Genomic DNA, 14,595 nt, shown 5'->3' with positions numbered 1-14,595 from the left:
CGTTTCCGGGCCCGCCGCGCGGCAGGTCAGCGCATGACGATGGCGGACCTCTCCCGCCACAGCGCCGCCAGTGAACGGTCGCCGGTCACCTCGGGGAACGGCAACCGGTTCCACAGCGACAGGTAGAGCTCCGCCGCGGGGCCGGATATCTCGCAGTCGGCGGGAGCCGTGGCGCCGCGCTCCGTGACGGGCGGCCCCTCGGACAGCCGTACCGTCCAGACCTGGTCGTCGGCCGCGGCGGCCGCGTCGGTGGCTCGCACCCGCAGCACCCGCGGAACGTCGCTGCGCACCTGGCTCTTCTCGCGCGCGTGGAGGCCGAGCAGCAACTCCTCCACCCCGTCCACGGCGAACTCGACGGCCACCGGCGAGGGCGCGCCCCCGCGCGCGGACTCGGCGTCGACCCGGTGGACGGTGGTCTCGTGCGCCTGCCGCCGAGCCCAGAAGGCCAGCGGTGACGAGGCCGGCAGGAAGCTCCAGCAATCGACGTCGGGCGGCGCGGTGGTGAGCGTGTCGACCAGCGCGGCGTGGCCTTCGCGGAACCAGTCGAGGAGCGCCGCGCCGTCCAGTTCCGGCAGCTCCCCGCCGAGCCGGAACTCGGTGCGCCGCTCGGCGACGAACGCCGCCGCCCAGCGGTGCACCATCCCGGTGTGCCGCAGCAGGTCCCGCACCTCCCAGTCCGGGCAGGTGGGCACCTTGGCGTCGGGCCCCGCTCGTTCGGCGGCCCGGGCCAGCAACTGCCCTTCCGCGCTGATCACTTGAATGTGCCGGGAAATGTCCATGCGGAGAGTGTGTCGGATGGAGCACGGTCGAACCCAAGCCTCCGGAAGATGTCAGACCGTTTCCGTACGCCCCACGCCCTCCGTGTGTGCCGTACGGACCGAGGGCGCCGCGCGCTCCGTGCGCCGGGTCGCGAAGCCGATGCAGGCCGCGACCCCCGCCAGCACGGCCACGCTCGTCAGTGCCGTGGGCAGGGAGTACCAGTCCGCCATGAAGCCGATGAGCGGCGGCCCGACGAGCATGCCGCCGTAGCCGAGCGTCGACGCGGCGGCGACCCCGCCGGGACCGGCCAGCGCTCCCGCGCGCTCGACCGCCACGGGGAAGATGTTGGCGAGCCCGAGGCCGGTGACGGCGAACCCCGCGAGGGCCAGGCCCGCCGAGGGCGCCAGGGCGCCCAGCAGCATCCCGGCGCACGCCGTCGCGCCGCCGCCGACCACGGTGCGGGTGCGGCCGAGCCGTTCGAGGAGGGTGGTGCCCGTCAGGCGGCCGACGGTCATGGCGAGGGCGAAGCACGAGTATGCCGCGGCGGCGACGCCCGGGTGCGCGTGCAGGTCCTGCTCCAGGTGCAGCGGGCCCCAGTCCGCGATGGCGCCCTCGCCGTACGCGGTGCACAGCGCGATGAGCCCGAACACGAGGACGAGGCCGCGGGTGCGGCGGTCCATGCGGGTGCGGTGCTTCTCGCGGGTGGGGTGGGTCGCCTCCGGCCGTGGTGGTGACGGTAGCCGTGGCTGCTCGGGGGAGCCTGCCCGGATACGGTCCGCCGCCCCGTGCCGCAGCAGCGCGGGCGCCGTCGCCGCGGTGATCGCGAGGCCGACGACGGTGATGCCGAGCAGGTGCGGGGTGGGGGAGAGGTGCCCCGCGACCAGGCCGCCGAGCCCCGAGCCGAGCATGCCGCCCAGGCTGAACGCCGCGTGGAAGCTCGGCATCACGGGCCGCCGCAGCGCGCTCACCAGATCGACGGCGGCGCTGTTCATCGCCACGCTGATACCGCCGTACGCGGCCCCGAAGAACAGCAGGACGAGCGCGAGCACGAGAACCGAGTCCGTCAGTGGCGGCAGCGCGACGCTCAGCGGGAGCAGCACGCCGCAGGCCACGGTGACCGGGATGCTGCCGTAGCGCTTGCAGAGCCGCCCGGTGAGCGTCATCGTCACCACCGCGCCGGCGGACACGGCGAGCAGCGCGAGCCCGAGCTGACTGGCCGAGGCGCCGGTCTGCTCCTTGATGGCGGGGATGCGGACCACCCAGCCGGCGAAGACGAAGCCGTCGAGGGCGAAGAAGACGGTGAGCGCCGCGCGCAGGCGGCGCAGATCCGGGGCGGTGGGCCGCGACGCTGCGGACCCTAGTTTGTTTAGTAGCGGCACAAAGTCAGGGTAGAGGTGCGCACCGGCGGCGTACAAGACGGTTGTGGTGAGGAACGGGCGGATGACGTCCGAGCGGCGATGCCGTGTACGGATCATGGGAGACTCGCCCTCATGAACGGCAAGGCTGACCCCCGTGCCGAGGGGGAAGTGACCACGCGTACCCGCCTGGAGCGAGGGCGCGGCGCGCTGGGCCCCGCGCTCGAACTGGTCCACACCGGGCGCGCCCCGACGCGTGCCGTGCTCACCGCCGAGCTGGGCGTCACACGCGCCACGGCGGGTGCCGTCGCCGCCGAGCTGGAGGCGCTCGGCCTGATCCGCATCGACGCGAAGCCGAGCGCGGCCGCGGGATCGCAGGGCAGGCCCTCGCACCGGCTCTCCGTCGCGGAGGAGGGGCCCGTCGCACTGGCGGCGCAGGTGCACGCCGACGGGTTCCGGGCCGCGCTCGTCGGGCTCGGCGGGCGCACCGTCGCGACCGCGCCGGGCTGCGAGACCATCGACGCCGACCCCGCGCAGGTCATCGGTTCCGTGGTCGACGCGGGCGCGCGGCTGCTGCGGGAGACCGGCAGGCGCTGCGTGGGGGCGGGCCTCGCGGTGCCGTCCGCGGTGGCGGAGCCGGAGGGCACCGCCCTCAATCCGCTGCACCTGGCGTGGCCCGCGGGCGCGCAGGTCCGGGAGATCTTCACCGAGCGCGTGCGCGCCGCGGGCATCGGGGGGCCGGCCTTCGCGGGCAACGACGTGAACCTCGCCGCCCTCGCCGAGCACCGCCACGGCGCGGGCCGCGGCGCGCGGGACCTGCTGTGCGTGGCGACCGGCCACCGCGGCGTCGGCGGTGCGCTCGTCCTCGACGGCCGCCTGCACACCGGGAGTTCGGGCCTCGCCCTGGAGGTCGGTCACCTCACCGTCAACCCCGAGGGGCGCCCCTGTCACTGCGGCAGCCGCGGCTGCCTGGACGTCGAGACGGACCCCCTCGCCTTCCTGACGGAGGCCGGCCGCGAGCCCGGGCCGGAGGGGCTGCTCGTGCAGGCCCGCACCCTGCTCCGGGACGCGTACGCGGACCCGGCCGTGCGCTCCGCCGCCGAGGCGCTGATCGACCGGCTCGGTCTGGGCCTCGCGGGGCTGGTCAACATCCTCAATCCGGACCGGATCATCCTGGGCGGGCTGCACCGCGCCCTGTTGGAGGCGGACCCCGAGCGGCTGCGTGCCGTCGTCGCCGACCGCAGCCTCTGGGGCCGCAGCGGCAGCGTGCCGATCCTCGCCTGCACGCTGGACCACAACAGCCTGGTGGGGGCCGCCGAGCTGGCCTGGCAGCCGGTGCTCGACGACCCCCTGGGGGCGCTCGGCTAGACCGTCTCGGGCACGTCGCGCGCGACCTGTCGCTCGGCCTCGGTCGGCACCGGCGTGACGGCTCGGGACTCGGCCCGGCGGCGCAGCGCGTCCGGTATCAGCGTGAGGAGGCCGAGCGCGGCGAGCCCCGCGCCGATCCACAGCGGTGCCCGCAGACCGAAGGCGTCGATGGCGGGACCGCCCACGGACGTGGCGATGATGATGCCGAGGGTGATGAAGGACGAGTGGACGGTGTTCACCAGTGGCCGCGCGTTGCCGGTGCGCTGGACGCGGGTGACCAGGGCCGGGTTCATGGTGACGCCGACGAGACCGATGCCCATCATCAACGCCACGGCGGGCACGGTCAGTTGGGCGAGCAGCGCGAAGCCGGCGAGGAAGGCCAGGTTCAGCGCGAGACCGGCGACGAGTACGGGCAGGGTGCGGCTGTCGGCGAGCCGCCCGACGACCGTGTTGCCGATGACGGTGGCGGCGCCGTACGCGATGAGCAGCAACGGGACGGTGCTGGTGGAGAAGCCCGTGATCTCGGTGAGGATCGGGTTGAGGTAGCTGAAGGCGGAGAAGGTGGCGCCGATCACGAAGGTGCTGGTGGTGAGGGTGAGCCACAGCCGGGGGTTGCGGAAGGCGCCCAGCTCCTGACGGAGCCCGCCGCTCGCCTCCGCCTCCCCGTCGGCGCTCGGCACCCCGGCGAGCGTGGCCAGGGCGGCGAGCACGGTCAGGACGGTGATGGCCCAGAACGCGGCACGCCAGCCCAGGTGTTCACCGATGACGGTGGAGAGCGGCAGGCCGAGCAGGGTGCCCAGCATCAGCCCGTTGAGGGCCACGGCGACGGCGCGCCCGCGCACTTCGGGCCTGGTGAGCCGGGAGGCCAGGGAGATGGAGACGCCGAAGAAGGCCTGGGACGCGATGCCGGTGAGGACCCGGGCCACGAGCATCGTGCGGTAGTCGGGCGCGAGCGCGGCAAGGACGTTGCCGACGAGGAACAGGCCGAACAGCAGGAGCAGCGCGTTCTTCTGACGCACCTTCAGCAGAGCGATCGTCAGGAAAGGGCCGCCCAGGGCCATCGCGGCGGCGAAGGCGGTGATGAGATAACCGATCTCGGGGATCGTGGCGTCCAGTCCCGCGGCCATCTGCGGCATCAGTCCTGCGACCACGAACTCGCTGGTCACCATGGCGAAGATGCCAAGGGCCAGTACGTATACGGCACGGGGCATGGCGGTGTGCTCCTGTCGGGGCGTTGTTTTGGATGACTCAGTACAAAATGATGGCGCGCTGGGGCACACTCCGGGCGCCGGGCGTGCCGGAGGTGTGTGATGCGGGGTGGTGCGGTTCGGTTCGGCGCGGTGGTGGGAGGGCCCGGGGCCGGGTCGGAACCGCTAGCGGGGGATCAGCGCGTCGAGCGCGGTCTCCGCGATGGCCTCCAGGGTGGCCCGGTCGGCGCCGCCCTGCGCGGCGACCCGCATGCCGCCGATGACGGCGTTGACGTAACGGGCCAGCGTGTCCGCGCCCCGCTCCGCAGTGATCTCGCCGTCGCGCTGGCCGGACCGGATCGCGGTGCGCAGCATGGTGAGCCGCGCCGCGAGGTCCCGCTCCAGCATGGCGGCCGCCTCGGGGTCGCGTGCGGCGAGTTCGACGGTCGTGTTGACGGTGAGGCAGCCGATGCTGTGCCCGTCCTTGCGATGCTCGAACTCGCCCTCGACGACCCGGGCGAGCAGCGCGCGAACACGCTCCAGGCCCGGGCGCTCCACATCCTCCAGGATGTCGATCTGGGAGGCGTTCATGGTCTCCATGTAGCGGGCCAGGGCGCGCCGGAACAGATCGTGCTTGCTGCTGAACGTGTTGTAGATGCTGCTGCGGCCCAGGCCGGTGGCTTCGCACAGATCCTGGGTCGAGGTGGCCTCGTAACCGTTCGCCCAGAAGGCGTGCATCGCCGCGTCCAGGGCCCGCTCCTCGTCGAAAGTCCTCGGTCGGGCCATGGGAGGACCGTACCGGTTTTGGAACGTGCAGTGCAATACGGGATTCGTGTCCACCCGGCCGACTACTGTTCGGCGGCCTCGTGTTCACCGGCGCTGACCAGCCCGGTCTCGTACGCGACGATGACGGCCTGGACACGGTCACGGAGCCCGAGCTTGGCGAGGATGCGGGCGACGTGCGTCTTGACGGTCGTCTCGGCCAGGTGCAGGCGCGCGGCGAGTTCGGCGTTGCTCAGGCCTCGGGCCAGCAGGCCGAGGACCTCCAGTTCGCGCGGGGTGAGCGAGGCGAGGTCGCGGTGGAGGGCGGCGACGTCGCCCCCCTGCTGGGTGAACCTCTGTACGAGACGTCGGGTGATGGCGGGCGCGAGGAGGGCGTCGCCGGTGCGGACCGTGCGGACCGTCGCGGTCAGCTGCTCGGGGGTGACGTCCTTGAGGAGGAAGCCGCTGGCCCCGGCGGACAGCGCCGCGTAGACGTACCGGTCGAGGTCGAAGGTGGTCAGGATGATGACGCGCGGTGTGTCGGGAGCGGCGGCGAAGATGCGGCGGGTGGCCTCCAGGCCGTCCATCTCGGGCATCCGCACGTCCATCAGGACCACGTCGGGACGGGTGCGGCGGGCGGCTTCGACCGCTTCGGCGCCGTTGGTCGCCTCGGCGACGACGTCGATGCCGTCGGCGCCGAGGATCAGCCGGAATCCGGTGCGGACCAGGGTCTGGTCGTCGGCGAGGAGCACCCGCAGCGGCTCGGTCATGGTGTCTCCAAGGGAATCAGGGCCTCCACGCGGAAGCCGCCGGTCAGGCGCCGGCCGGTGTTCAGGGTCCCGCCGTAGACGGCGAGGCGCTCGCGCAGGCCCATCAGGCCCCGCCCGCTCCCGGTGGCCGTGCCTGGCCGCCCGCCGGTGTCGGTGACCTCCACCCGGAGCCGCCGCGGGCCGTACTCGACGGTCACGGCGGCAGTGGCACCCGACGCGTGCTTCACGGTGTTCGTCAGGGCTTCCTGGACCACGCGGTAGGCGGCGAGTTCGAGGCCGGGCGGCAGGGGACGGGGCGCACCGGTCACGGTCAGGCCGACGGGCAGCCCGGCGTCCCGGACCCGGCCGACCAGCGTGTCCAGCCGGTCCAGGCCGGGCTGCGGGGCCAGCTCCGCCGCCGTGTCGCCCGCGCCGCCGTCCGTCCCCTCACCCCCCTCGTCGGCCATGGTGAGCAGGCCCATGACGTGGCGCAGTTCGGTCATGGCCGCCCGCCCTCCCGCCTCGACGGCGAGCAGCGCCTCACCGGCCTGCTCGGGGGACGTTTTCATGATCTTGCGGGCGGCGCCCGCCTGGATGATCATCACGCTGACGTTGTGCGTGACGACGTCGTGCAGTTCGCGGGCGATCCTGGCCCGCTCGTGCTCGACGGCCCGGCGCAGCGCCTCGGCCTGTTCGCGTTGCAGGGCGGAGAGCCGGGCGCGGCCCTCGTCGGTCCGGAGCTTCCAGGTCCGCAGGCCGACGGCGGCCACGGCCATCGGGACCAGGATCAGCAGCGCGATGTACTCGTTGGGGACGATCGGTGTCACCGAGTTCCCCGAGGTGCCGATCAGGACGACCGACATCGGCAGCGCCGCCAGGGTCGCCACCCGGTACGGGCTGTACACGGCGGCGCTGTAGACGGCGATGACGAACGCGTAGAACGTCAGCCGCATGACGCTCTGCGGTGTCGCCAGGGTCGCGGCCGTCACGACGCACAGCACGGCGAGCGGGAAGCGGCGCCGCAGCGCCAGAGCGCCCGAGGCGACGGCCGCGAGGGTCACCATGAAGGCCAGGCCGCCGGGGCCTGACGGGCGCGGAATGACCCGCTCCACGCCGGGGGCGATCTCGCGCACCACCACGTTGTCGGCGTTGTCGATGCCGTAGTACACGGTGACGACTCCGAGTGCCAGGGCCACCACCGCGTCGAACTGCCAGGCGCGCCGGGTGGGCCGCAGCGGTGCGCCGCTCGCGAGCCCGACGTCGGCGCCGCGCACCGCTCGGCGGAAGGCCTCCCACAACCGCTCCGGCGTCGTACGTACGTCCATCACCGGATCATTGTCGCCGCCGCCCCGGCCCCGCGGAGTCCGCCCCGGTGGTCATTCCCGCCACACCTGGTACATCGTCCGCCTACATCGCAGGGATGACGGACGGGATGACGTGCGCGGAGATCGTCCCGGCGCGGTACCGCAAGGGGGCCGGGCGGGCGACGCGCGCGGGCCTCGCCCTCTCCTAGCGTTCACGCAGCCAACTGCCTGTGACCGAGGAGCGTTTCATGACCATGCCGGTGATCGAAATGCGTGAGGTGAGCCGCCGGTACGACGGCGGCCCGCCCGCTCTGCACGAGGTGTCGCTGACCGTGCGGCCCGGCGAGGCCGTCGCGGTCCTCGGCCCTTCCGGCAGCGGCAAGTCCACGCTGCTCAATCTCATCGCGGGCCTCGACCGGCCCGATACGGGGACCGTCACCGTGGACGGGGTACGGGCGGACCGGTTGGGCGAGGCCGCGTCGGCGCTCTACCGGCGGTCGAAGATCGGCATGGTGTTCCAGTTCTTCAACCTGCTCGACGATCTGACCGTCATCGACAACGTCGTCCTGCCCGCGCGCCTCGCCGGCATGGCGCGTCGCGAGGCGGACCGCCGGGCGGCGGAACTCCTGGAACTCCTCGCCATCGGCCGGCACGCCCGCGCCCACCCGGGGCGGCTGTCCGGCGGCGAGCGGCAACGCGTCGCGGTCGCACGGGCGTTGATGAACCGGCCGGCGCTGCTCCTGGCCGACGAGCCGACCGGCGCCCTCGACACAGCCGCGGGACAGGACGTCAGCGGGCTGCTCCGCGGCCTCAACGCCGAGGGCCAGACCATCGTCGTGGTCACCCACGACCTGGCTCTGGCCCGGTCCTGCACACAGCGTACGGTCCGGATCGCCGACGGCCGGATCGTCGAAGACGTCCGGTCGCAGTCCAGCCCCGCGCAGTCCGCCTCCTCGCAGGTCGGCGTATCGCAGTCCGGGGTATCGGCGACCGTCGCTTCGGAGACCGTCCGATGAGCGCGCTCGGCAAGGTCGTGCGCTCGGGTGTGGGACGACGCCGGGTGCAGACACTGGTGATCGGGCTCGCCACGATGATGGCGGTGGCCGCCTCCGTCCTCGGCGGATCGCTGCTCGTGGTCTCCGGAGCCCCCTTCGACGCCGCCTTCACCCGGCAGCACGGCGCGCATCTGTCCATGCAGTTCGACGCGGCCGAGGTCAGCGCCGGGCAGGTGTCGAAGTCCAAGGACGCCGAAGGGGTGAGCGGTGCGGCCGGGCCGTTCCGTACGGCGACGGTCACGCCGCGCTCGGCCGGGGCGGGCCCCGGGGGACCGATGACCGTGGTCGGCCGGGGTGATCCCGGCGGTGACGTGGACGAGGTGGCGCTCCTCGACGGGCGGTGGCCCACGCGCTCCGGAGAGATCGCGCTGTCCAGCGACGCGCCCCTCCTCGCGACCCCGGGCATGGAGGTCGCCTTCCCCGACCTGCCCGGCGTTCCGACGCTTACCGTGGTCGGTGTGGCCCGCTCGGTCACGCGGACCGCCGACGCCTGGGTGGTGCCGTCCCAGATGCCGGCGCTCACCGCGCCCGGCAAGGGCGGCCACCAGATGCTCTACCGCTTCACCGACGCGGGCACCGCCGATCGGATCACCGCGGGCGGCGAGGCCGTGACGCGGTCCCTGCCGTCGGGAGCGGCCGTCGGCGAACAGTCATGGCTGACCGTCAAGAAGTCGGCCGAGCGCGACACCGCCCTCTACGTACCGTTCCTCATCGCGTTCGGCGCCCTGGGGCTGGTCATGTCGGTGCTCATCGTCGGCAATGTGGTCGCCTCGGCCGTCGGCACGGCAACACGCCGCATCGGCGTCCTCAAGGCCGTCGGCTTCACCCCGGCCCAGGTCATCCGGGCCTATGTGGTCCAGGCGCTGATCCCGGCCGCCGCGGGCACGGTCCTCGGCGTCCTCGGCGGCCACCTGCTCGCCGTCCCCGTACTGGCCGAGACCGGGGAGGTGTACGGCACTTCGTCGCTGGCCATCGCCCCCTCGGTCGACCTGGCGGTGATCGCCGGGGTGCTCGGCCTGGTGGCGGTGACCGCGTGCGCGAGCGCGTGGCGGGCCGGCCGGCTGCGTACGGTGGACGCGCTCGCCGTCGGACGTACCGCCCCGTCGGGGCGCGGCCGGTGGGCGGCCCGCCTGGCCGGACGGCTGCCGCTGCCGCAGCCGGTCGCCCTGGGCCTCGCCCGGCCCTTCGCGCGGTAACCCGCGCGCTGGCCATGGGCGCGGCGATCCTGTTCGGCGCCGTCGCCGTCACGTTCACCGTGGGGATGAGCGCCTCGCTCGGCCAGGTGATGAAGGCCAAGGCCCACGCCGCCGCCGATGTCGTCGTGCCCGCGCCACTGCCGGACTTCGGACCGCAAGGGCCCGGCCCCGGACCCCAAGGTGGTCCCGGCCCCGGCCCCGGTGTCGAGGAACGGCCCGAGGCCGACCCCGCCGCGGTCGCCGCGGCCATCAAGGCCGCCCCCGGAACGGGCAAGTACTACGGCGCCGCGACCGTACGGTCGACCGTGTCCGGTCCGACCGGCGCCGTCGACGTGATCGCCTTCACCGGTGACGCTTCCTGGGGCGGCTACACGATGGTCTCGGGCCGCTGGGTCGACAAGCCCGGCGAGGCCGTGGTCCCGACCCCCTTCCTGACCGCCACCGGCACCCGCGTCGGCGACACCGTCACACTGAACGGCCTGGCCGAGCCGGTCACGGTCCGGATCGTCGGCGAGGTACTCGACCCCCGCAACGACGGCATGCAGGTCTTCACCGATGTCTCGACCCTCAAGGCCGCGCACCCCGACCTGACGGAGACCAGCCACCACATCGCGGTCGCGTCGGGCACCGACGCGACCGCCTACGCCGACGCGCTGAACAAGCAGCTGGCACCGCTGGGCGCCACCGCTCAGGTCGGCGGACTCGACGCCGGCGGCGACATGGTCGTCACGCTCAACGCGCTCTCCATGACCCTCACGCTGATGCTCGTCACCGTGGCCGGGCTCGGGGTGCTGAACGGCGTGCTGCTCGACACCCGCGAGCGCGTCCGCGAGCTCGGGGTCCACAAGGCGCTCGGCATGACCCCCCGGCAGACCATCACGATGGTCATCACCTCGGTCGTCGTGACCGGACTGGTCGCGGGCGCCCTGGGTGTGCCGCTCGGTGTGACCCTGCACGGCTGGGTCCTGCCCGCGATGGGCGACAGCGTGGGGCTGCGCTTCCCCGGTTCCGTCCTCGACGTCTACCACGGGGCACAACTGCTGCCGCTCGCGTTCGGCGGCCTCGTCATCGCCACGCTGGGGGCGCTCCTGCCCGCCGGCTGGGCGGCCAGGGCCCGGACGGCCACGGCTCTGCGCACCGAGTAGGAGGCCGGGGGCCCGTGGGTCCGGGCGTCGTTCCCGGGCCTACCACTCCACCGCGAACGCCTGCCCCGCGTTGACCGTCAGCATCCGCTCCGCCAACTCCGCACCCACGCCCTCACCCAGGGCGAGTTCGAGCCGAGAACGCACCCCGCGCAGCAGATGGGGCATGCCGGGACCGCCCCGCACCGAACGCGCGCCCGCCGTGGTGGTGTCGCCGCCGAGCAGCAGACGGTCGCCGAAGCCCGCGTCGGCCAGCGAGCGCACCGCGTCCGGCATGCGCCAGTCCGTGGCGTGATGGGCGCGGGACGGCCCGTCGAAGGCCAGGAAGGCACCCGCCTCGGCGGCCTTGCGGTGGACGGCGAGGTCGGGGGAGCGGTTCAGGTGGCCGAGGATCACCCGGTGCGCGGGCACGTCCGACTCCCCGCAGAGCAGGTCGAGTACGTCCAGCGCCGCGGTGCCCAGTTCCAGGTGGACGGCGATCGGCGCGCCCGTCGCACGGTGGGCCTCGGCCGCGGCGGCCATCGTCCAGCGGGCGTGGGCGTCGAGACCGTGGAAGCCGCCCGCGACCTTGATCAGCCCGGCCCGCACACCGGAGTGCCCGATGCCTTCGGTGAGTTCACGGACGAACACTCCAGCGAGGCCCTCCGCCCGGAGCCGCTCCAGCGACTCCGGGGCGTAATGCACGGCTTGGTGCAGCCCCGTCGCGGCGACGACGTGGACGCCCGCCGCCCCGGACAGCTCCGGCAGCCGCCCCGCCTGCCTGCCCATGCCGTGCGGCGTCCACTGCACGACGCTTCGCCCGCCCGCCGCGCGGAACGCCGCCAGTTCGTCCGCCGCGGCCTGTACGGAGTCCAGCTCCTGGCCCGGCAGTTGGGGGCTGCGCAGGAAGAGGTGGTCGTGGGCGTCGCAGACCCCGAGACGCTCCGGGGCGATGTCGCCGAGGACGGTGCGGACCCTGTGCGCCGCGGGGCCTGCGCTGCTCGCCGTCTCCGCTGGGTGTGCGGTCACCACTGCCGTCCGTTCCTCAGCTTCTCGCGCTCGGGTGTCGACAGGTGCAGCACCTGGAAGACGTCGCCGAGACCCTCGGGCGCCTCGTGCTCCCAGAGCGAGAAGTGCACCGCTTCCCAGGTACGCGGGTCGACGGCGGTCAACGCGCTCACCGCGCCTTCCTCAACCGTCAACTTCCGCGCAGGTACGGCCAGTTCCTCCGCCAGGTGCGGCAGGTCGGCCGCCTCGGGGATTTCCCGGCGGCGGCATACCGCAGCCCTCGCGGTGCTCCCCGGCGCGGCCTGATCCTCGTACGCGAGGACCGGCCAGTGCCGCACGGCAGGGCGGCCGAAACCCCGGGCGAGACCCTGGAACCCGGGACCCCAGAGGAAGGAGTTCATGCCCGCGGCGGTGTTCCAGAGATAGAAGGGCGCGTATTGGTTGACGGGCGAACTGTCCCTGTCGCGCTCGCGCATCAGGTAGGCCTTGAAGCCGAGACCGGCGTACGCGTCGAGGAGGTGGCCCTTCGACGCGACCCGGTCGCGGATGACGCCCATGTCGTAATCGGCGGGCAGTGTGATCTCGTACTGCATGGCATGCATCGCGTACTCCCCTGGTGGCAGGCTCAGTTGGCCGAGTCGGCGCGGGAGGGGGTGGCCGCGCAGGCGCCGAGGAGGGCGAGCAGGCCGCGCACCGCCGTGTCGAAGGCGGCCGGTGCGCCGGACGAGCGGGCCAGGACGTAACCCCCCTGCACCGTCGCGACGATCGCCGAGGCGACCTCCCGAGGGTCGAGCGATGCCATGAACTCGCCCCGGGCGATGCCCTCTTCGAGAATCCCGGCGAGGCGGTCGCGCAGCCAGTCGAGGGTCTCGGTGACGGGCGCGCGCAGCTCGTCGCTGGCGATCACGTCCGGGTCCATCGTGAGCCGCCCGACCGGGCAGCCCTTCAACACGTCGCGTTCGCGCAGGAGATACGCCTCCACGCGCGCGTACGCCGATCCGGAGCCGCCGAGCACCGCCTCCGCCGTGGCCCGCATCTCCTCGGCCGTACGCCGGATCGCGGCGAGCGCGAGGTCGGGTTTGCCCGCGAAGTGGTGGTACATACTGCCCTGCCCCGCGCCCGCGTGCTGCTGGATCGCCTTGGGACTCGTGCCGACGTAGCCCCGCTCCCACAGCAGCTCGCGAGTGGACTCGATCAGACGCTCCGGAGTGCTCATGCGGGTAGTGTACATACTAGTAGGTACAGAAATCGACGGAGCGGCCCCTGTTCGCCAAGGCCAAAGCTGGTCAAGCTGGCCGACGGCGCGTCAGGCGGCGCTCTCGTGTTCTCCGGCCGCCGACGCGGCTCGCGGTAGCCGCTCCGGTGGACCCGGCCGCGGGAGCCTCGGCGGGGTCGCGCCCGCTCGGCGGGCGGCGCGCCTCGATGTGCCGCGGGCCGTCGCCGCCGAGTGGGGCCGCGGCGGACGGTCACCGCCCGGTCAGCCGACAACGGCCGACCGGGCGGGAGTCTTCACGGCCGCCCCGTACACGGGGTACGACGGCACGGTCGCGGTGGGCGAGGGCGCGGGAAGCGTGAACCACACCGTCTTCCCGGCGTCGCCCTGCGGGCGCACGCCCCAGCTCTCGCTCACCGCCGCGACCATCGCGAGGCCGCGGCCGCAGGTGGCGAAGGCATCGGCGTCGTGGACCTCGGGAAGCCTCGGATCGTGGTCGTGGACGGAGACCGTGAGGCGGTCGAGCAGCAGCTCGATCTCCACGGTGCACTCCTTGTCCGGCTCGGCATGCCGATGGACGTTGCTGAGCAACTCCGTCACGCCGAGGGCGGCCTGGTCTATCAAGGGATCGAGATGCCAGTAGCGCAACTGCGCAGAGACGATTCTGCGGACCTGGCGGATCCGCGACGGCAGAGCCTGGAGCTCCACCGTGCAATGCCTGCTTTGTTGGCTGATCACGGCTGCGACTCCCCGAATTGAGGTCCGGAAGAAGACGACGTTCGGATCGAGCAGGGGGCCGCGTGGTCTGCCGCCTGCTGCGTGGCCGGCGGCGGGCTGGTTCTTCAGCGTCATCGCCGGTAAACCCAGAGTGATGTGAGACCAGAGTGACCCAGGGGGTGCGGGCGTGCAACTCGCGCGTCGTGCCGCGCCTCCCGCCGTTCAACCGCGCCGACGGCGTTCCGCGGCCCTGCCCACGGCCTCGATGAACCTGCGCACGGTCGGCGGTCCGCCCTGGCCGGGGCCCGGTTCACGCTCGCCGAGGGTGAGGCTGTACCGGCGGCCGTTCACCTCGGCCAGCGCCCGGTCCTCGGTGGCGAACCACGGCTTGCCCGTGCGCACCGCCTGCACCGGGGCGCTGTCGATCTCTGTGCCGTAACTGGTGAGCAACTCCAGCCTGCCGTCGGCGATTCGGACCTGCCCGGCCCGGGTGAGGGAGCGCAAGCGCCGCCCGATCCGCACGCCCGTGGCCGTGAACTCCGGCTCCGCCATGACGCTCCGCCCCCTTGTGCGCTTCGGTGATGTGTGATGTCGCTCCGTACGGGAGGACAGGTGCCCCGTGCGGTGCAGTCTGCACGCGCCGGGCGTGGAGCACCAGTGCGCATGGAGACGTCGGACCGGAGCGTCCACGCGCCCCCACATGCTGCGTCGCAGGGCTTGACCGGCCACTGCGCCAGCAGTGCCTTTGAGATGCCCAAAGGTGTGTTTATGCAGGTGGGGAGCGTGCGGGGGGTGTTTAAG

At 73.2% G+C, this 14,595-nt stretch carries 13 protein-coding genes and 1 pseudogene; 3 read left to right on the top strand and 11 right to left on the bottom strand.

Features of this window, described 5'->3' with window-relative positions:
* Positions 1-26: 26 nt before the first annotated feature.
* Both KKZ08_RS04910 and KKZ08_RS04905 read right to left on the bottom strand, forming a co-directional pair.
* Positions 27-779 carry a maleylpyruvate isomerase family mycothiol-dependent enzyme gene (locus KKZ08_RS04910; protein WP_223773263.1) on the bottom strand — a complete coding sequence of 251 codons (753 nt, stop codon included), beginning with the start codon at positions 777-779 and terminating at the stop codon, positions 27-29.
* 51 nt (positions 780-830) lie between these two features.
* The gene (locus KKZ08_RS04905; protein WP_223773262.1) at positions 831-2,138 is read right to left on the bottom strand and encodes an MFS transporter; all 1,308 of its coding nucleotides are present in this window, start codon (positions 2,136-2,138) and stop codon (positions 831-833) included.
* A gap of 111 nt (positions 2,139-2,249) precedes the next feature.
* Between KKZ08_RS04905 and KKZ08_RS04900 the strand changes: the two genes are divergently transcribed.
* Positions 2,250-3,482 carry an ROK family protein gene (locus tag KKZ08_RS04900; protein ID WP_223773261.1) on the top strand — a complete coding sequence of 411 codons (1,233 nt, stop codon included), beginning with the start codon at positions 2,250-2,252 and terminating at the stop codon, positions 3,480-3,482.
* On the opposite strand, the gene KKZ08_RS04895 is transcribed toward KKZ08_RS04900, so the two are convergent.
* From KKZ08_RS04895 to KKZ08_RS04880, 4 genes are all read right to left on the bottom strand, one after another.
* Positions 3,479-4,693: an MFS transporter gene (locus KKZ08_RS04895; RefSeq protein ID WP_223773260.1), complete on the bottom strand. Its 1,215-nt coding sequence runs from the start codon at positions 4,691-4,693 to the stop codon at positions 3,479-3,481. The two genes, KKZ08_RS04900 and KKZ08_RS04895, sit on opposite strands and share 4 nt — an antisense overlap.
* Positions 4,694-4,855: 162 nt before the next feature.
* The gene (locus tag KKZ08_RS04890; protein ID WP_223773259.1) at positions 4,856-5,455 is read right to left on the bottom strand and encodes a TetR/AcrR family transcriptional regulator; all 600 of its coding nucleotides are present in this window, start codon (positions 5,453-5,455) and stop codon (positions 4,856-4,858) included.
* A gap of 62 nt (positions 5,456-5,517) precedes the next feature.
* Entirely contained in the window at positions 5,518-6,201 is a 684-nt protein-coding gene (locus KKZ08_RS04885) for a response regulator transcription factor (protein WP_223773258.1), read from the bottom strand.
* Positions 6,198-7,505, bottom strand: coding sequence for a histidine kinase (locus tag KKZ08_RS04880; RefSeq protein ID WP_223773257.1), 1,308 nt, complete (start codon positions 7,503-7,505; stop codon positions 6,198-6,200). The genes KKZ08_RS04885 and KKZ08_RS04880 overlap by 4 nt, the downstream gene beginning before the upstream one ends.
* Positions 7,506-7,732: 227 nt before the next feature.
* Between KKZ08_RS04880 and KKZ08_RS04875 the strand changes: the two genes are divergently transcribed.
* Both KKZ08_RS04875 and KKZ08_RS04870 read left to right on the top strand, forming a co-directional pair.
* Positions 7,733-8,500: an ABC transporter ATP-binding protein gene (locus tag KKZ08_RS04875; RefSeq protein WP_223773256.1), complete on the top strand. Its 768-nt coding sequence runs from the start codon at positions 7,733-7,735 to the stop codon at positions 8,498-8,500.
* A pseudogene (locus KKZ08_RS04870) lies at positions 8,497-10,880 on the top strand (FtsX-like permease family protein). Before KKZ08_RS04875 ends, KKZ08_RS04870 begins: the two are co-directional and overlap by 4 nt.
* Positions 10,881-10,919: 39 nt before the next feature.
* Here KKZ08_RS04870 and KKZ08_RS04865 read toward each other — a convergent pair.
* The 5 genes from KKZ08_RS04865 to KKZ08_RS04845 all read right to left on the bottom strand — a co-directional run bounded on the left by KKZ08_RS04865 (position 10,920) and on the right by KKZ08_RS04845 (position 14,346).
* Positions 10,920-11,885 (bottom strand): phosphotriesterase, encoded by a 966-nt coding sequence (locus KKZ08_RS04865; RefSeq protein ID WP_223773255.1) that lies wholly within the window; start codon positions 11,883-11,885, stop codon positions 10,920-10,922.
* Positions 11,882-12,466, bottom strand: coding sequence for a DUF4865 family protein (locus tag KKZ08_RS04860; RefSeq protein ID WP_223773254.1), 585 nt, complete (start codon positions 12,464-12,466; stop codon positions 11,882-11,884). Before KKZ08_RS04860 ends, KKZ08_RS04865 begins: the two co-directional genes overlap by 4 nt.
* 23 nt (positions 12,467-12,489) lie before the next feature.
* Entirely contained in the window at positions 12,490-13,080 is a 591-nt protein-coding gene (locus KKZ08_RS04855; protein WP_223773253.1) for a TetR/AcrR family transcriptional regulator, read from the bottom strand.
* 261 nt (positions 13,081-13,341) lie between these two features.
* Complete coding sequence (locus tag KKZ08_RS04850) at positions 13,342-13,815, bottom strand: ATP-binding protein (RefSeq protein ID WP_223773252.1); 474 nt, start codon at positions 13,813-13,815, stop codon at positions 13,342-13,344.
* A gap of 201 nt (positions 13,816-14,016) precedes the next feature.
* On the bottom strand, positions 14,017-14,346 hold the full coding sequence (locus tag KKZ08_RS04845; RefSeq protein WP_223773251.1) for a hypothetical protein: 330 nt from the start codon (positions 14,344-14,346) through the stop codon (positions 14,017-14,019).
* Between the last annotated feature and the right edge of the window lie 249 nt (positions 14,347-14,595).

The organism is Streptomyces sp. 135, assembly GCF_020026305.1.
In the GTDB taxonomy this organism is placed as follows: Bacteria; Actinomycetota; Actinomycetes; order Streptomycetales; family Streptomycetaceae; genus Streptomyces.
The sequence above is the reverse complement of the archived record's forward strand: the minus strand, read 5'-3'. Positions and strand labels throughout refer to the sequence as shown.